Here is an 18,198-nt window from a genome sequence, read left to right on the forward strand (position 1 = left end):
TCCGGGGAACGCGCCGTCTCCCATCTCCTCGTATTCGCGGGCCCACCTTCTCAGCGTCGAATCCTTTATGCCGAGTTCCTCCGATAGGCCTTTGACCGTCATTTCCCCGGACAGGACCACCTTTGCCTCCGAGACCTTGAACTGCCTGTCGTATCGCTTTCTTCTTTGGGTCATCTTGAACACCTTTCGCTCTTAACTAGGTGTCCAATTCATCATACCCACTCCAGCCTAGTCGCTATTTAGGGCGTCCAAGATTTGGGGCGCAGTTCAAATTCGGACGGGCTTCTGTGCTCGATATAAGGTTTACGCGGCGGGGCTGCAAGGCCCGGCGGTGTAGCTTAGCGTCGACGCTTCCAGATAATGCCGAGGATGATGACGATGATGCCGCCGATAAGGCACGCGCCAACTACTGCCAGCGTGCGGTCTCCCGTTGCGGCAAGCTTACCGGTCGTCTTCTTGGTGATGACCTTCGTGGTCGTCGTGTCCGTCTTAGGCGAGGGCTTAGGCGTCGGGGCCGGTGTGGGCGTGGGGTCCACGGCAGCGGAGCCGAAGCCGATGGTGCCCGCGAGCGAGGCCATCTTGCTCTCCCAGCTGTTCTGCCCGATCAGCGCCCTCAGCGCCGCCTCGCACGTGCCCCACTCGGTGTACTTGGTGGCGTGTGCAAAGGTGGGAAAGTCGGTCGTGTTGGTGATGATGTAGTTGTTGGTGGCGACGGTATAGGTCTTGGCGGGGTCGAGCGTGCTGCCGTCTTTGGTGAGTGTGGCACTCACAATGCGCTTGCCCTCGGGCTGTGTCCAATCAATCGTCACGTTGATGCCGCCAAAGGAGAGAACGCTGCCAGAGTCATCGCGCCACTTGTACTTGTCTTGCGCCTCCTGCTCGGTGTGACCGGCCGCCACATAAGCCTGCTGAAGCTCGTAGCTGTCGTTGCAATCGTCGCTGATTTGTAGCGAGTGCTCGAGCGCTGCGAGGAAGTCCGCGCCGGTCATGGCCCAGGTCTCCACGGTGTTGCCGTAGGGCGAGATGGCGATGACGTTGCCGGCGGCCACGTTGCCCGCCGCGATGCCGCCGCGGATGCCGCCAGCGTTTTCGATAGCGAGGTCCGCGCCCGTCAGGTCAAGATAGGAGCTGCAAATCACGTGGCCGATGGTCTGGGCCTTGGTGGTGTCGCCCTCCTTGCTGGGACGGAAATCGGTGGTGCGCACCATTTCCCAACCATGCGTGCCTGCGGCGTCCTCGCCGTAGAAATAGTTGGTGGTGGATGTGCCGAGCACCTTGTTCGATTCGTTTTCAAAGTCCTCGTCGAGCGGCTTGATCTTGTTGCGGACGGCTTCAAGGCAGCTTTGGTAGTCGGAGCCCTTGTCGGGGTCTGCCAAAAGGTCGTTGACGTTCTTGGCGGTGTAGAGCTTCTCGTCGCTGCCGTCTGCAGGGACCGTGACCGTGTCATCGTCGGTCGTCTCGGTGCCATTGGTGTCGTACTTGTACGGAATGGAAAGCAGCCCCACCTCGGCAAAGGCGCTGCCTGCCTCGACAACGTGGATCGTCTTGCCGTCGGCTCCCGTCACCTTCTCGTTAAGGTTGATGTGCTCGTGGCCTGCGATAAGGGCATCGATGCCACGGAGCCGTGTGGCAAAGGTCTTGGCGTTGAGCGTATGCGCGATACAGACGACAACGTTGCAGCCCTCCTTGCGCAGCTGCTCTGCCTCGGTATTGATGGCGTTCGTGGCACTCGAGAACGACGTGCCCGCGACCAGGTCCGCGCGCAGCGAGGATCCCAGCGACTCATCCATGGCACCCACGACGCCGACCTTGATTTTGTAGTCGAATGTGGAGTGATCCTCGCTATCCTCCCAGGTGCGATCGAGCGTTTTCGTGATGCTCGAGCTCCATACGCCGCTCGTAGACTTCGCGTTCGCGCAGAGCATGGCGAAGGGCGTGCCGGTGGTGCTGTAGCCGGTCATGGTGCGGAGCTTGTCCGCGCCGTAGCTCCAGTCGTGGTTGCCCGGCGTGGTCGCGTCGTAGCCGTCTACATAGAAGGTGTCCATGAGCTCGGCGATGCTCTTGCCCTCGCTCATGGTGGCGAAGGACTGCCCGTGGAAGGTGTCGCCCGCATCGAGCAAAAGATCGGGGGCGCTGTTTTGGGCGCTATAGAGAACCGCCAGCCCATCAAAGCCCACAGTGCCGGTGCCCTTGCTTGCGTTGTAGCTGTACTTGTAGCTGCCGTGGATGTCGTTGGTGTGCATGACGGCCACGGAGCCGTCAATAGCGGCGGGCAGGTTCCCCGCGAAAGCGAGGCTTGGGATGCCTGCGAGCGCGCCGGCAAACAACGCGGTGGCTAACGCAAGGCGGGGGAGTCTTTTCATGGCAGTTTCCTTAGTCCTTAGCCAGAATGTCTGGTTGAATATCGGATTATCGACATAATATGCGAAAACCGCCGCAAGGGCGCCTGTCCCTTAGCGGCGGTTTTGACGTTTGCGCAGATAAAACCTGCCAAAATAAACCTGTCCCTTTTTAGTAGGTTTAGCTTAGCAGCATGCGGTCGTTGGCGAGCTCGCCACCCGAGACCTCCTCGAATTTCTGCAGCAGGTCGGCTACGGTGAGCGACTTCTTCTCATCGCCCGCCACGTCGTAGATCACGTGGCCTTCGTGCATCATGATCAGACGGTTGCCCAGACGGATGGCGTCGTTCATGTTGTGCGTGACCATGAGCGTGGTCAGGTGGTTCTCGTCGACGATCTCCTCGGTCAGGTTGAGCACCTTAGAGGCCGTCTTGGGGTCGAGGGCCGCCGTGTGCTCGTCGAGCAGCAGCAGGCGCGGCCTGGTGAGCGTGGCCATCAGCAGGGTGAGTGCCTGGCGCTGGCCGCCCGAGAGCAGGCCGACCTTGGCGTTGAGACGCGTGTCAAGACCAAGGTCCAGGCGCTTGAGCAGCTCAACGTACTCGTCCTTCTCGGCCTTGGTGACGCCCCACGAAAGGCCGCGACGCTGGCCACGGCGCTTGGCGAGGGCCAGGTTCTCGGCGATCTGCATGTCGGCAGCGGTACCGCGCATGGGATCCTGAAACACGCGGCCCAGGTACTTGGCGCGCTGCGACTCGCTCAGGCGCGAGATGTCGGTGCCGTCGAGCTCGATAACGCCCGAATCGAGCGGGTACACGCCGGCGATCATGTTGAGCAGCGTGGACTTGCCGGCGCCATTGCCGCCGATCACGGTTACAAAGTCGCCGTCATTCAGGGTGAGGTCGACGCCGGTGAGCGCGCGCTTCTCGGTGACGGTGCCCTTGTTAAAGGTCTTCTTGACGTGCGAGAGCTTAAGCATCTGCCTCATCCCCCTTCGTGTAGGAGCTGCGGAGCTTATAGCGCTCCCAAACCACGGGCACGCACAGGGCCACAGCGACAATCACGGCGGAGAGCAGCTTCATGTCGTTGGCGTCCATGCCCAACTGCAGCACGATGGCGCGGATAAGGAAGTACACCACGGAGCCAAAGACGGCGGAGGCAAGACGGACGCTAAACTGCGTGAGGCCGCCGGGAAGCAGACGGCCGAGCACCTCGCCGATAACAATGGCGGCAAGACCGATAACGATGGCACCGGTGCCCATACCAATGTCGGCATACTTTTGGCTCTGGCAGATGAGCGCGCCCGAAAGGCCGATGAGGGCGTTGGAGAGCACGAGGGCGATCATCTTGGTGGAGTTGGTGTTGACGCCCAGAGCGCGGATCATGTACTCGTTGTTGCCGGTGGCTCGCAGCGCCGAGCCGATCTCGGTGCCAAAGAACCAATACAGGATGGCAACGATAGCCACGGCGAGCAGGATGCCCAAGATGATGGCAACGGTGGACTGCGGCAGACCGGTCATATTGCTGACGGCCGAGAACACGGTGCCTTTGGCAAGAATGGGCGTATTGGACTTGCCCATGATGCGCAGGTTGATGGACCACAGGCTGATCTGGGTGAGGATTCCGGCGAGGATCGCGGGAATCTCGAAGACGGTGGTCAGAATGCCCGTGACGGCGCCCGCGATGGCGCCGGCGCACATGCCGGCCAGCACGGCGAGCAGCGGGTCGACGTTGTTATTGACGATGAGCACAGCGCAGACGCAGCCGCCGAGGGCAAAGCTGCCGTCGCAGGTCATATCGGGAATGTCGAGCAGGCGGAACGTGATAAACACGCCAAGCACCATAATGCCCCAGAGGACGCCCTGCGAAACGGCGCCCTGCAATGCAATGAGCATGCTTCATACCTCCTAGGATAGGGTGGACACGTGATTCACCATAATAGCGGTAACAATGCATAGAAGAGCTACGGACAGACGTTTTGTTTTACCTGAAACAAGCAGGGCGGACGCCGGTCTACAGCGCCCGCCCCTGTGGCTCAGATATTGAATAACGCGGCTAAAGCGCGAGCACGGGCTCTAGACGCATGCCGCGTATGGCATTACGCGTCCAGGGCGGAAAGGTCGATGCCCAGGGCCTCGGCCATTTCGTCGTTCTTGACGACGACCAGGTCCTTGCTCGAGAGGTGCTTGATCGGCATGTCTTCGGGCTTGGCCTCGCCCTTCAGGATCTTAACGGCCATCTCGCCCGCGGCGTAGCCCAGATCCTCATAGTTGATGGAGAGGGTGAACAGGCCGCCGGCCATGCACATGCCCTCCTCGCCGGTCACGAAGGGGAGCTTGTTCTCCTTGCAGATCTGGCCGACCTGCGAGGCGCCCGCGGCGATGGTGTTGTCGGTGGGGGAGTACAGCGCATCGACCTTGCCCACGGCAGACTCGACGACGGACTGAATCTCGTTGGAGCTCGAGACGGTGAAATCGGTGTACTCCAGGCCCAGCTTGTCGAGCTCTTTCTTGGCGGCCTTGATCTGGACGTCGGAGTTGGACTCGGCGGTGCAGTAGAGCAGGCCGACCTTTTTAACGTCGGGCAGGACCTTCTGCGTCATCTCGAGCTGCTCGGCGACCGGGGTGAGGTCGGAAGCGCCCGTGACGTTGGTGCCGGGCTTGTCGTTGTCCTGGACCAGGCCGGAGGCGGCGTAGTCGGTGATGGCGCAGCCCACGATGGGGATATCGGCCGTGGCGCCGGCGGCAGCCTGCGCGGCGGGCGTGGCGATGGCATAAATCAGGTTGACGTTGTCGCCCACAAACTTGTCGGCAATGGACTTACACGTGGACTGGTCGTTCTGGGCATTCTTCTGGTCGATCTTGACCTTAAGGCCGCTCTCTTTGATGGCCTTGACAAAGCCGTCGTTGGCGGCATCGAGTGCGGAGTGCTCGGTGAGCTGCAGAACGCCGATGGTGTAGTCGGAACCGGCGGCAGCAGAGCCGGAGCCAGAGTTGCCGCCGCATCCGGCGAGCGGGGCGAGCGCGAGCAGGCCGGCGGAGACCAGAAGGCTCCTGCGGCTGATGGTGATGTCCTTCATATCATTACCCCCAGTATAAAAATGGCTGGAAACACTGCACTGGGACAAAGTGCAAGTGGAACTATAGTAGCGCTGATGTCCATTTTTACAACAGCCTGGCGGGTTTTTTAATACAGAATCGGATGGGCGGTACGGGTAGTCGAATGGGCGGCGGAGGGTCTTATGCGGCGGAGGAGGCGTCGTCCTCGTCTAGGGCGGCGAAGAGCTTCTTGCCGTCGAGGAGACGTGTGGTGACGTTTCTCATTCGGCCAATCTCTACGGTACGCAACGTGTCATCGGCGCCTCGGGCGTCGTAGACCGTTCCCAGTAGATACGAGATGCCATCGCGCTGCCTGATGGCAAAGGGACGGAGTGTCATCCGTGCTGCTTCGGTTTCGCCACGCGTCGTGACGCTCGAAATATCAAAACTCACCGTGGTTCCGTGGTCGATGGCCTGCTCGACGAGCTCGCACGTGTCGATGCGCTTGATGGGCGTGCGTGTTGCCTTGGTAGCCTTGCTGCCTGCGCTTGGAACGGGTTCGGGTGTATCGAGGTAGCCGCGAACGTCGGCACTCGCCATGGCAACTAAGTGCTGCGCCATGCTCTTGCGGATAGCGATAGGCGTGGAGCGGTTGCGCATGACCATACCGTGGAGCCGGATGATCTCTTCATCGGTGAGCGGACGGGTAAGAAGTTTGTAGCCCACGCCGCGTTTGTACTCAATTTCGTATCCGGCATGGCGAAGCGCGGAGATGGCGGTGTAGATGCTGCGCCGCGCCGCCGAGATGGGCATGCGGGCGGGGTCGTCGGGATGGGCGAGGCGCCGGATCAACTCATCGGAAAGCATGGCCTTGTCCTCGCCAGTGTTTTCGCTTAATAGTTGCAGGATGCGAACGGCGCGATAGGCTGCCATCGAGGCGGCGCCTCTCGTCGTGGTGTCGTAGGTTTCAACAGCGGCTTCGGTCATCGTGCCCACGTCCTTTCCGTTTTGGGTGGCGACGGTATGGAGCCTAGGACGCGGGGCTTTCCCAGGGGCGCAGGGCGCTCTGGGCGGTCGGTAGTCGTCGGCAAACGGCGGGTCGAGTTATCAACAGCCCTGCTCAACTGACCAAAAACTTGCCAAAAGCTTGACGGATGCTGTTGAAAAAAGCGTCTCTCGACCGATGTCGAGAGACGCTTGTGCGATGAGCGTTGGCGTGTGGCGACGCGAGCTAGCGTTCGACAATTAGAAGTCGGCGTTGCCCACGGTGCGCGGGTGCGGCAGGACGTCGCGGATGTTGCCCACGCCGGTCAGATACATGACCAAGCGCTCGAAGCCCAGGCCGTAGCCGGCGTGCTTGCAGGAACCGTAGCGGCGCAGGTCAAGGTAGTACTTGTACTGCTCGGGATTCATGCCCAGGTCCTTGATGCGGGCCTCGAGCAGATCCAGGCGCTCTTCGCGCTGGGAGCCGCCGATAATCTCGCCGATACCGGGAACCAGGCAGTCGGCGGCGGCGACGGTCTTGCCGTCCTCGTTCATGCGCATATAGAACGCCTTGATTTCGGCCGGGTAGTCGGTTACGAAGGTCGGGCGCTTAAAGTGCTCCTCGGTCAGGAAGCGCTCGTGCTCGGTCTGCAGATCGATGCCCCAGCTGACGGGGTAGTCGAACTTGTGGCCGGCGGCGACGGCCTGCTCCAGGATCTCGACGGCCTCGGTGTAGGTGACGCGGGCAAAGTCGGAGTTGGCGACATGGTCCAGGCGCTCGATCAGACCCTTGTCCACAAACTTGTTGAGCATATTGAGCTCGTCGGGGCAGGTGGCCATAACGTCCTTAAGAACGTACTTGAGCATGGCCTCGGCGTTGTCCATGTAGTCGTTGAGGTCGGCGAAGGCCATCTCGGGCTCAATCATCCAAAACTCGGCGGCGTGGCGCGTGGTGTTGGAGTTTTCGGCGCGGAAGGTGGGGCCAAAGGTGTACACGTCGCCAAAGGCCATGGCAAAGTTCTCGGCATTGAGCTGGCCGGACACAGTGAGGCTCGCATGCTTGCCAAAGAAGTCCTGGCTCCAGTCGACCTCGCCGGACTCGGTGAGGGGCGGATTTTTGGGGTCGAGCGTGGTCACGCGGAACATCTCGCCGGCGCCCTCGCAGTCACTCGTGGTGATGATGGGGGTGTTGACGTAGACAAAGCCCTGCTCCTGGAAGAAGCGGTGGATAGCGGCAGCCGCGACAGAGCGGATGCGGAACACAGCGCGGAACAGGTTGGTGCGCGGGCGCAGGTGCTGCTGGGTGCGCAGGAACTCGACGGTTGCGCGCTTCTTCTGCAGCGGGTAACCCGGGGCGCTGACGCCCTCGACCTCGATGGAGGTGGCAGAAAGTTCGAAGGGCTGGGGCGCATCGGGGGTCAGCTTGACGGTGCCGGTGCAGATGAGGGCGGCAGAGACGTTTTGGTGGGCGATCTCGTCGTAGTTGTCGAGCGCCTCGCGGTTCATGACGACCTGCAGGTCGCGGAAGCAGCTGCCGTCGTTGAGTGTGACGAAGCCAAAGTTCTTCATGTCGCGGACAGACTTGACCCAGCCGGCAACGGTGACGGTCTGGCCACCGAGCGACTCGGCATCGGCATAGAGCTGCGCGATTTTGGTGCGGTTCACGTATCCTCCCATAACGGTTGAATGATAGTTATCCATACAGTTCGATATTCTAGCAGCTCGGCTCATTTGAGCTATACAGATAAAGCATTGGCGGGATGGTTTTTCAAACGAAAAGCGCCCGCGGCCAAATGGTCGCGGGCGCTTGACGAGGTGCCTTTTGGCTGTGTGGCGTGGGGCCTGGCTACTTGGTCTTGGCAACCAGCAGCGGGTCGCCAAGCTTGACGAGCGGGTTGCCGCCGATAAGCGTTCCAGACTCGCCGACATGGTCGATGCTCTTAAGACGATCGAGCTCGGAGACGATGACGGTCACGATGTCCTCGTGACCAGCGGCCTTAATGGCCTCGCGGTCGAAGCTGATGAGCGGCTGGCCTGCCTTGACCACATCGCCCATCTCGACAAAGCGGGCAAAACCCTTGCCGTTCATTTCCACGGTGCCCAGGCCAACATGGATGAACACGCGCAGGCCGTCCTCGGTGATCATGCCGATGGAGTGGTTGGTGACAGTGGTGGCACCGATGCGGCCGTTGGCGGGCGCATAGATGGTGCCGGTAATGGGCTCGATGCCATAGCCCTGGCCAAGCATGCCCGAGGCGATCGTCTCGTCGGGAACCTCGTCCAGGTTGACGAGCACGCCGTTGACGGGGGCATAGATGACGCCTTCGCGGGTAGCGAAGCTTGCTGCGGGCGGAACGGACGCCTCGCCGGCCGAGGTGAAGGTGGACTTAAGCGAATCGAGCAGACCCATAGTTGCCTCCAACTTAAATAGGCGCATATCGCGCGTTTGGTTTGCCGGAAACGTTTCACATGTGTTTCGCGGCTTGGTCAACGCCCCTATTCTACGCTGCTCAACGATACCTCTGAACTGGGATTATGTGATATATCAGTTGAAGGGAAACTTATTGCCGGTGTGTTTCTGCTCCACGGGTTCAAGTGGGGTACGCTTGAAGGCGAAAAACAAGGGCGCATAATTTGCGCGAAGGGAGCACATATGATTGTCGAGAACCATGCGCTGTGGGGCGAGGAGCCGACCGAGGATTATCCGGCGACGTTTACGTATTTGGGTGCCGAGCCGCTGCCCGATAAACCGAATGGCCGCCGCCCCGCGGTGATCATCTGCGGCGGAGGCGGGTTTACGCATATCGCTCCGCACGAGCAGGACCCGGTGGCGTTTGCATTTTTGGATCGCGGCTACCAGGCCTTTGTGCTCAACTATGTCACGAGTTCTACGGGTGACGTGAGCTTTCCGCACCCCCAGGCAGATCTTGCCAAGATGGTCGCCACGGTGCGCGCCAACGCCGACGAGTGGCATGTCGATCCTAAGCGCGTGTGCGTCGTGGGATTCTCGGCGGGCGGCATGATCTGTGCCTCGCTGGCAACGCAATGGAAGACTGGTCCCTTCGCGGGCCTGGCAGGGGCGCGTCCGGACGACATTCGTCCCGATGCCGTGGTGCTGGGCTATCCATTGCTCGACTTTGCCTATGTGCGCGACATGCAGACGCGCGATCCGCGCATTGACTTGCGCGTGCCCAAGACGGGCGGCAAGACGGGGCGCGATTTGCTCAACGACTACCTGTCGATGGTGACGGGCGGCGAGGCAACTGACGAGCATTTGGCCGATATCTGCCCCACCACGCATGTTTCGCGTCAGATGCCACCGACCTTTGTGTGGGGCGTGTCCGACGACAAGACGGCGCCGATCGCGCAGGTCTACCCGTTTGCGCAGCGCATGGCCGAGGAGGGCGTTGCATGCGAGATGCACGTCTTCGACCAGGGCGGTCACGGCCTTTCGCTCGGCAACGCCAACACCGCGGTCGACAACGAGGACAAGCAGGTGGCAGTCCGTCCCTGGATTCGCCTAGCCTTCCGCTTCCTGGAGCGCCATCTGTAAGAGTCCCGGCATCCCAGCCCTTCAATAACTTGCGGTGAAATAGTTCCTATCTGGGGCATCAACCAGTCCATCCAGGAACTATTTCACCGCAATTTCGTTTTTGATGCCCCGCCCGGAAACTGCGTCCCAGTTTTGCCTTTCAAGGTGGGACGCAGTTTCCCATAGGGCCTCGACTGGGAAAGCGCGTCCCGTTTCGAGCGGGGATTCCGGGATGCATTTTCCGTAAGAGGCCTGTTTGGGAAACCATATCCCGTTTCGAGCCGGAATTCTGGGATGTAGTTTCCCCGAGAGGCCTCATCGGGAAACTATGGCCCTGAACTCTCCTGCCTGTCCCCATTGCGCCAATTTGCTGATTGAACATCGTTGCATGTTCGCGCTATCATGCATGGTTAAAATTGGTTAGCCATGGCAAACGGTTAGCCTTGGTGAACATAAATGCAACGCCCTGTGGGCGCCGGGGGAGGAACGCGGACGTGAGACTCGATACACTCGAGATTGGAAAGGACGCCGTTGTCGCATCGGTGGCATCGGACGACCAGGCACTCCGACAACATATTTTGGACATGGGCCTAACACCGGGCACCGAAGTCACCATGATGAAGTATGCCCCCATGGGCGACCCACTCGAGATTCGCCTACGCGGCTACGAGTTGACGCTGCGCAAGGACGATGCCGCTCGCATTGAGCTCGTAGATGTCCACGACACCGATACGGGTCCGCGCGCTAACGCCGCAATCGGCACGACGGAGCACCCGGCACTCGGCGAGGGGACGTATTCTCCCCGTGCGGCAAAAACGGCCGTGCCCGAGGGCGCACCGCTTCATTTTGCCCTCGCTGGCAACCAAAACTGCGGTAAGACCACGCTGTTCAACCAGCTGACGGGCTCCAACCAGCACGTTGGTAACTTTCCCGGCGTGACGGTCGACCGCAAAGATGGCACCATCCGCAACCATCCCGAGGCGAGTGTTACCGACCTGCCCGGCATTTATTCGTTGTCGCCGTACACGGGTGAAGAGATCGTGAGCCGCCAGTTTATCCTGGATGAGCATCCCGACGCCATCATCGACATCATCGACGCTACCAACATCGAGCGCAATCTGTACCTAACGCTGCAGCTTATGGAGCTTGATCGCCCCATGGTCATCGCGCTCAACATGATGGACGAGGTGACGACCAACGGCGGTGCCATTGACGTCAACCTGCTCGAGAGTCTGCTGGGCGTGCCGGTCGTTCCCATTAGCGCCGCGCGCAACGAGGGTATCGGCGAGCTGGTGGACCATGCCTTGCACGTGGCGCGGTTCCGCGAGCGCCCCGGCCGCCTGGACTTCTGCGCGCCCGATGGCCCAGACGGCGGCGCGCTGCATCGCTGCATTCACGGCATCGCCAACCTTATCGAGGACCATGCCGCGACGGCACACATTCCCGTGCGTTTTGCGGCGACCAAGCTGGTTGAGGGCGACGAGCTGGTGACCGAGGCGCTTCACCTGGATCGCAACGAGCTCGACGCTATCGAGCACATCATTACCCAGATGGAGGGCGAGGCGGGCACCGACCGCCTATCTGCGCTGGCCGATATGCGCTTTAGCTTTATCGGCGACGTGTGTGGGCGCTGCGTCGTCAAGCCACACGAGAGCCGCGAGCACGTGCGCTCCGTCAAGATCGACCGCATCCTGACGGGTCGCTACACGGCCATTCCGGCGTTTCTGGTGATCATGGGACTCGTTTTTTGGCTGACGTTTGGCGTGATCGGCGCGGCGTTGCAAGGGCTCATGGAGGACGGCATCGCTGCCATCATCGCTTCGGCCGATGCGGGCCTCAAGGCGTTCGGCACCAACGACGTGGTGCGTTCGCTAGCCGTCGACGGTGTACTCACGGGCGTGGGCAGCGTGCTGACCTTCCTGCCGATTATCGTCGTGCTCTTTTTGTTCCTCTCCATTCTGGAAGACTCGGGCTACATGGCGCGCGTCGCCTTTGTCATGGACAAAGTCCTACGTCGCTTTGGCCTGTCGGGCCGCAGCTTTGTGCCCATGCTCGTCGGTTTTGGCTGCACCGTGCCGGCTATCATGTCGACCCGTACACTCCCATCCGAGCACGACCGCAAGATGACGGTCATGCTCACGCCGTTCATGAGCTGCTCGGCCAAGTTGCCGGTCTACGGTCTGCTGTGCGGGGCGTTTTTCCCACAGGCAACGGTTCCCGCCATGGTCTCGCTCTATCTGATCGGCATTGCGGTTGGCTGTATCGCGGCTTTGGTGCTCAACCGCACGGCATTTAAGGGCGACCCAGTGCCGTTTATCATGGAGCTCCCCAACTACCGCCTGCCGAGCGTCAAGACGACGGTGATGCTGGCATGGGATAAGGCCAAGGATTTTATTACCAAGGCCTTTACCATTATCTTTGCCGCTACGGTGGTCATCTGGTTCCTCCAGACGTTCGATATCCGCTTTAATGTGGTCGCCGATCAGTCGCAAAGCCTGCTTGCGGGCCTCGGCAGCATTATCGCGCCGGCGCTGGCGCCGCTTGGCTTTGGCGATTGGCGCGCATCCACGGCGCTCGTCACCGGACTTATCGCCAAGGAGAGTGTCATCTCGACCCTCACCGTGCTTTTGGGCGCGACCTCGCCCGCGGCACTGTCGACCATGTTTTCGCCGTTTACCGCTTACGTGTTCCTGGTCTTTACGTTGCTGTACCCGCCCTGCGTGGCGGCCATCGGCGCCGTCAGGAGCGAGTTGGGCGCGCGCTATGCCGTTGCCGTGTTCGCGTTTCAAGTGACGGTCGCCTGGATCGTGGCGTTTGTCGTGCATTCGGCGGGCATATTGCTGGGGTTGGCTTAGTTATTTATTGACGGCGCAACCTCTGTGTATCGAATTGTTTCGGTCCCGTGTCCGTTACTGACGGATGCGGGACCGTTGCTATATAATCGCCTCCGCTCAAAATGATTGGAGATGTTATATATGAGTCAGGCAAGGCAAGACGGCATCACGCTCAGGCAGTGGCTCCCGCTCGTCGGGCTCACCTGCTGTGCGTTCGTGTTCAACACGTCGGAGTTTATGCCCATCGGCCTTTTGACTGATATCGCCGCGTCGTTCTCGCTTACCGAGGCCCAAGCTGGCATCATGATCTCGGTCTATGCCTGGGGCGTCATGCTGCTGTCGTTGCCGCTCATGGTGTTTGCCTCGCGCTTCGAGTTCAAGCGGATGCTGCTGGGCGTGCTTGCCGTGTTCTCGCTCGGCCAGTTCCTGTCCGCCGTGGCGCCCACCTATCCCATCCTGGTCTGCGCGCGCCTGGTGGTCGCTTGCGCACATGCCGTGTTCTGGTCAGTCGCCTCGATTATGGCCTCGCGCCTGGTCGACACTCGCCACGGCGCGCTCGCCATCAGCATGATCGCTACGGGCTCGTCCATCGCGCAGATCTTTGGCCTGCCTCTCGGTCGCGCCATTGGCTTGGCCGTGGGCTGGCGCATGACGTTTGCCGTGGTCGGGGGCCTCTCAGCCATCGCGGCCGTCTACCAGGCAGCGGTGTTCCCGGCCATGCCGGCGGGTGAGCGCTTTACCGTCAAACAGCTGCCCGAGCTGCTCAAGAACCCGCTCCTCATCGCGCTCTACGCAGTCACGGTCTTCATGGCGACCGGCTATTACGCAAGCTACAGCTACATCGAGCCCTTCCTGGCGCAGGTCGCTCACGTCGACGCGGGCGCCATCACCATGACGCTGACGGCGTTTGGCTGCTCTGGTCTGCTCGGAAGCTGGCTGTTTGGCCGCCTGTTCGATGGGCACCGGTTCCCGTTCTTGGCTATTACGCTCTCCGGTGTGCCGGCGGCCCTGCTGCTCATGGGTCCGGCCGCATCGTCGCTCGTGGCAGTGCTTGCCGTCTGTGCGCTGTGGGGCTGCTGCGCCACGGCCTTTAACGTGGCGTTTCAGGCCGAGCTCATCAAGCACACGCCGGCAGATTCATCGGCCGTCGCCATGTCGATCTTCTCGGGCCTGTTTAACCTCGGTATTGGCACGGGTACCGCGATCGGCGGCGCCGTGGTTTCGGGTCCCGGTATCGCCTGGATTGGCTGCGCGGGTGGCGCAATCGCCGCCGTGGGCGTCATCCTCGCCATCACGGTGATGTTCCCGGCCATTCGCCGCGCAAAGCCCGTCGCCTAATCACGTTTCCTCATCAGTTGCGGTGGAATAGTTCCTGTTTAAGGCCTCTGAAGGTCCAAGCAGGAACTATTCCACCGCAACTTATTTTGGGGGAGAGGATACAAGCTGGGCATACAATGGATGTCGTTGTGTTGAGCTTACCGGGAGGCTGTTATGTGGGCATACGAGACGACGTTCTATCAGATCTATCCGCTGGGCTTTTGCGGGGCTCCGCGCGAAAACGCCGCGCCCGTTGCCGAGGATGAGCTCGCCCAGGCTGCCAACGCCGCGCCCAACCCCGATGCTCCTATCATGAAGGTCGCCCAATGGGCCGACTACATGCAGGAACTCGGCGTTGGCGCTGTGCTTATCAACCCACCGCTCGAATCTGATAGCCACGGCTACGATACACGCAGCCTGCGCCATATCGACCGTCGCCTGGGTGGGGACGCCGACTTTGCCGCCGTATGCGACACGCTGCATGCCCATGGCATCCGCGTGGTGCTCGATGCCGTCTTCAACCACGTCGGCCGCGGTTTTTGGGCCTTCCGCGATGTGCAGGAGCGCAAGTGGGACTCGCCGTACAAGGACTGGTTCCACATTAGCTTTGACGGCGATTCCTGCTATGGCGATGGCTTTTGGTACGAGGGCTGGGAAGGCCATTTTGAGCTTGTGAAGCTCAACCTGCAAAATCCCGCTGTGGTCGATTACCTGCTCGAGTCCGTGCGCCGTTGGGCCGACGTCTTTGGCGTCGACGGCCTGCGCCTGGACGTCGCCTATATGCTCGACCGCGACTTTATGCGCCGCCTGCACGCCTTTACCCGTGAGCTCAAGCCCGACTTTGTGCTGATCGGCGAGACGCTCCACGGCGACTACAACCAGATCGTCAACGACGAGATGCTCGACTCCTGCACCAACTACGAGTGCTACAAGGGCCTGTACTCTAGCTTTAACTCGGTCAACATGTTCGAGATCGCCCATTCGCTGCATCGCCAGTTTGGCGGCGACCCGTGGTGCATCTACCGCGGCAAGCACCTGCTGTCGTTTGTCGACAACCACGATGTGCCGCGCCTGGCGAGCATCCTGACCGACAAGTCCTGCCTGCGTCCCGCTTATGGGATGCTGTTTGGCATGCCGGGCATCCCGTGCGTCTACTATGGCAGCGAATGGGGAATTGCTGGCGAAAAGGGCGGCCCCGATGGCGACTGGGCGTTGCGCCCTGCGCTCGATGGGCCTGCGCCCAACGAGCTGACGGCGTTCATCACGCAACTCGCACACCTTCGCTCGGCCGACGACGCGGCTGCCCGTGCTCTCAACTACGGTGCCTATCGCAACGTGGTGATCCAGAACAAGCAGCTGCTGTTCGAGCGCGCCTGTGACGGCGCGACGGTACTCGTGGCGGTGAATGCCGTGGGTGAGCCTTACACCTTTGGCACCGGCGAACTCAACGGCTCCTTTGTCGATCTGCTTGCCGACGATGCGCCCACGGTCGAGCTGACGGGCACCCTTGAGCTTGCATCCTACGAGGTGCGTTATCTGCTGAGGGCCTAGGCCATGGCAGCGTCTGACGAGGGCTATCAACATATTGAGCATGGGTTTGAGCCTGTGTTCGACCAGCACTCGCGCGTTTTGGTGCTGGGGTCGTTTCCCTCGGTGCTTTCGCGCGCCAATGCCTTTTATTACGGCAACCCTCAGAATCGCTTTTGGCGCGTGATGGCCGCGTGCCTCGGTGTGCCTGTTCCGCCCAACGAGGGCGATCCTTTGGCAGGCGGTGAGCCCGCGATGCTCGATGCCTCCATTGCCGCCAAGCGGGCCATGCTGCTGAACGGCGGCGTGGCCCTGTGGGATGCAACCGAGAGCTGCGACATTAAGGGCTCGAGCGACGCGAGCATTCGCAACGTTGTGCCGGCACATATCGAGCGCATTACCGATGCCGCGCCGATCGAGGTCGTTGTCTGTAACGGCGGTACGGCAGGGCGACTCTACAAACGCTACTTGCAAGATCGGACGGGGTTGCCCGCCGTCGTCCTGCCCTCGACAAGTCCTGCTAATGCCGCTTGGCGTCTGGAGCGTCTTGTCGAGCGTTGGCATGAAGCCGTTGACTGGGCTGTTATTTAATTTAGATTTTTGTTTGAGCGTGGGCGCCCAGACGTTTCAGAACGCCTCGCCAGATCGGCGCGGGCACGGCTGGCTCGGCGCAAACCATGCCGTCGGCGTTGACGTTGGCGGCATTGCCGCCGCCAAGTCGCTGTGCATGCTTGACGGAGCAACCCATGCGCACAGCGCCCACGAGCTTGTCCATGGCCTCAGAAAACGGCCGCCGCAAGAGTCCCATGCGCGGAGAGCGACGAAGCGCTGCAATGCCGCTGCCGGCGCAGATGGCAACGCCGCCACACCACAATTGGCCATGGCGCTCACATGCCTTGTGCAGGCGAACGGCGGTCCCACGCGCCTGCTCAGTGCCCTCTTGTGCGGCTCGAATCGCGGCATAGACGCGCGTTCCTGTACCGCCAAAGCGCTCAAGCGCCTGCTCGATGGCTGTCAACGTCTCATCGTCAGCCACATCTTCAATGGCCAGCACGATGCCATCGGCAACGTTGCCGGCGTCATTTGCCTTCAAGTCGACCGGGCGGGGGAGTGCGGTGCCGGAAAGTTGAGCATAGGCGGCGATGGCATCCTGCAGGTCCCAGAGCAAAAAATCAAGATCGGCGCTATTGGGAATACTGATATACGCAATGGTGTGCAGTGTTTTTGGTACGTCGCCGCGCGCGGTCGTCTCCATGCCATCTCCTTTCCGGCTCGTTTCCGTTTAGGTTACACCGTCTGGTGGCGCCCCGCCGCGCTATCCTAGTGCAACCCTTACGAAAGGAACGCCATGCGTCTGCCCATGAATACCTCGCTTGCCATGCTCAAGCCCTCCGGTATCCGCCGGATTAACGCGCTCGCCGCCCAGCATCCGGGGTGCATCGCGCTCGCGCTCGGCGAGCCCGATTTTCCCACGCCCGATGTGATTAGCGCCGAGGTGACCGCCGCACTGGACCGCGGTGACACGCACTATCCGCCCAACAACGGTCGCCCCGTCCTGCGTGAGGCGTTATCTGCCTACATGGGGGACGCGGGCCTTACGTTTTCGGCCGACGAGGTCATCCTAACCGACGGCGCGACCGAGGCCCTGTCGGCAACATTCATGGCTATGCTCAACCCCGGCGACGAGGTCATCATCCCCACGCCGGCCTTTGGCCTGTACGAAAGCATCGTCGTGGCCAACCACGCCAAGGCGGTCTTTTTGGATACGGAGCCTGCGCAATTTCAGATTGACGAGGATGCGCTTTGTGCTTGCGTGACGCCGGCGACCAAGGCCATCGTCATCTGCTCGCCCAACAATCCTACGGGCTGTATCCTCAACGCGGCATCGCTCGACGCCGTGGCACACGTGGCAGAGCAGGCGGGCATCTACGTGATCTGCGACGACGTATACAACCGCCTGGTCTACGTGGACGGCTACGAGCGCTTTGCCCAGCGCCACCCGGAACTGCGTGAGCAGACGGTAGTCATCGAGAGCTTCTCCAAGCCCTGGGCCATGACCGGCTGGCGCTTGGGCTGGCTCGCAGCGGCAACCCCCGTCATCGCCGAGATCGCAAAAGCCCACCAATACCTAGTATCGAGTGCCGTCTCCTTCGAGATGGACGCCGCAGTCCGAGCCCTCACCGTCGACCCAACCCCCATGCTCAAAGTCTACCGAGCCCGCCGCGAGCGCGTACTCGAAGCCTTAAACGCCATGGGCCTCGACGTAGTGGAACCAGCCGGCGCCTTCTATGCCTTCCCCAGCATCAAAAAGTTCGGCCTAACCAGCGAAGATTTCTGCATCAAAGCTATCAAAGAGGCAAACGTAGCCCTAGTTCCCGGAGACTGCTTCGGCACCGAAGGCCACGTCCGTCTCAGCTATTGCGTTTCCGACCAAGATCTGGACGAAGGCCTCCACCGCCTGTCCACCTTCATTTCAACCTTGTAGCCCAACGGGACGCAACACATCAGCCCACCGACCCAAGCACTATGAGTGGGGGCGTCAGCCAACGAAAACCCGGGCTGCCCAAAGTCAACGCAGGCACGCGCCGCCGAAGGCCAGGCGCAAGGTTTTCGTAGATTCCGCACGAGCC

The 18,198-nt window shown here is 61.1% G+C and carries 15 protein-coding genes; 6 read left to right on the forward strand and 9 right to left on the reverse strand.

The genetic code is table 11. The features are described from left to right. From AAAX77_RS02970 to AAAX77_RS03005, 8 genes are all read right to left on the reverse strand, one after another. On the reverse strand, positions 1–174 hold a 174-nt coding region (locus AAAX77_RS02970), incomplete at its 3' end, for a transposase (protein WP_349104813.1). A 164-nt stretch (positions 175–338) separates the two neighbouring features. Further along, positions 339–2,363, reverse strand: coding sequence for a 5'-nucleotidase C-terminal domain-containing protein (locus AAAX77_RS02975; protein ID WP_349104730.1), 2,025 nt, complete (start codon positions 2,361–2,363; stop codon positions 339–341). Between the two features lie 157 nt (positions 2,364–2,520). Beyond that, positions 2,521–3,315, reverse strand: a complete 795-nt coding sequence (locus tag AAAX77_RS02980) for an ATP-binding cassette domain-containing protein (RefSeq protein ID WP_055250279.1) — start codon at positions 3,313–3,315, stop codon at positions 2,521–2,523. Continuing rightward, positions 3,308–4,231: an ABC transporter permease gene (locus tag AAAX77_RS02985; protein WP_006234992.1), complete on the reverse strand. Its 924-nt coding sequence runs from the start codon at positions 4,229–4,231 to the stop codon at positions 3,308–3,310. Before AAAX77_RS02985 ends, AAAX77_RS02980 begins: the two co-directional genes overlap by 8 nt. A 203-nt stretch (positions 4,232–4,434) precedes the next feature. Beyond that, on the reverse strand, positions 4,435–5,415 hold the full coding sequence (locus tag AAAX77_RS02990) for an ABC transporter substrate-binding protein (protein WP_349104731.1): 981 nt from the start codon (positions 5,413–5,415) through the stop codon (positions 4,435–4,437). A 160-nt stretch (positions 5,416–5,575) separates the two neighbouring features. Continuing rightward, the gene (locus AAAX77_RS02995) at positions 5,576–6,361 is read right to left on the reverse strand and encodes a hypothetical protein (protein ID WP_138339603.1); all 786 of its coding nucleotides are present in this window, start codon (positions 6,359–6,361) and stop codon (positions 5,576–5,578) included. Positions 6,362–6,619: 258 nt separating this feature from the next. Next, positions 6,620–8,023: an asparagine--tRNA ligase gene (gene asnS, locus AAAX77_RS03000; protein ID WP_349104733.1), complete on the reverse strand. Its 1,404-nt coding sequence runs from the start codon at positions 8,021–8,023 to the stop codon at positions 6,620–6,622. 181 nt (positions 8,024–8,204) lie between these two features. After that, positions 8,205–8,768: a PTS glucose transporter subunit IIA gene (locus AAAX77_RS03005; protein ID WP_226812400.1), complete on the reverse strand. Its 564-nt coding sequence runs from the start codon at positions 8,766–8,768 to the stop codon at positions 8,205–8,207. Positions 8,769–9,011: 243 nt separating this feature from the next. Here AAAX77_RS03005 and AAAX77_RS03010 point away from each other — a divergent pair, with 243 nt between their 5' ends. The 5 genes from AAAX77_RS03010 to AAAX77_RS03030 all read left to right on the forward strand — a co-directional run bounded on the left by AAAX77_RS03010 (position 9,012) and on the right by AAAX77_RS03030 (position 16,159). Beyond that, the gene (locus tag AAAX77_RS03010; protein WP_349104735.1) at positions 9,012–9,911 is read left to right on the forward strand and encodes an alpha/beta hydrolase; all 900 of its coding nucleotides are present in this window, start codon (positions 9,012–9,014) and stop codon (positions 9,909–9,911) included. A gap of 473 nt (positions 9,912–10,384) precedes the next feature. Continuing rightward, positions 10,385–12,745: a ferrous iron transport protein B gene (feoB, locus tag AAAX77_RS03015; RefSeq protein ID WP_349104737.1), complete on the forward strand. Its 2,361-nt coding sequence runs from the start codon at positions 10,385–10,387 to the stop codon at positions 12,743–12,745. 120 nt (positions 12,746–12,865) lie between these two features. After that, positions 12,866–14,062 (forward strand): MFS transporter, encoded by a 1,197-nt coding sequence (locus AAAX77_RS03020; protein WP_349104738.1) that lies wholly within the window; start codon positions 12,866–12,868, stop codon positions 14,060–14,062. A gap of 153 nt (positions 14,063–14,215) precedes the next feature. Beyond that, positions 14,216–15,592 carry an alpha-amylase family glycosyl hydrolase gene (locus AAAX77_RS03025; protein WP_349104739.1) on the forward strand — a complete coding sequence of 459 codons (1,377 nt, stop codon included), beginning with the start codon at positions 14,216–14,218 and terminating at the stop codon, positions 15,590–15,592. A gap of 3 nt (positions 15,593–15,595) precedes the next feature. Continuing rightward, entirely contained in the window at positions 15,596–16,159 is a 564-nt protein-coding gene (locus tag AAAX77_RS03030) for a uracil-DNA glycosylase family protein (RefSeq protein WP_349104740.1), read from the forward strand. A 1-nt stretch (position 16,160) separates the two neighbouring features. On the opposite strand, the gene AAAX77_RS03035 is transcribed toward AAAX77_RS03030, so the two are convergent. Then, positions 16,161–16,823 (reverse strand): hypothetical protein, encoded by a 663-nt coding sequence (locus tag AAAX77_RS03035; protein ID WP_349104741.1) that lies wholly within the window; start codon positions 16,821–16,823, stop codon positions 16,161–16,163. Positions 16,824–16,916: 93 nt separating this feature from the next. Between AAAX77_RS03035 and AAAX77_RS03040 the strand changes: the two genes are divergently transcribed. Further along, positions 16,917–18,053, forward strand: coding sequence for an aminotransferase class I/II-fold pyridoxal phosphate-dependent enzyme (locus tag AAAX77_RS03040; protein WP_349104742.1), 1,137 nt, complete (start codon positions 16,917–16,919; stop codon positions 18,051–18,053). The last annotated feature ends 145 nt before the right edge of the window (positions 18,054–18,198 follow it).

It is taken from the genome of Collinsella sp. CLA-ER-H6 (assembly GCF_040092305.1).
Lineage (GTDB): Bacteria > Actinomycetota > Coriobacteriia > Coriobacteriales > Coriobacteriaceae > Collinsella.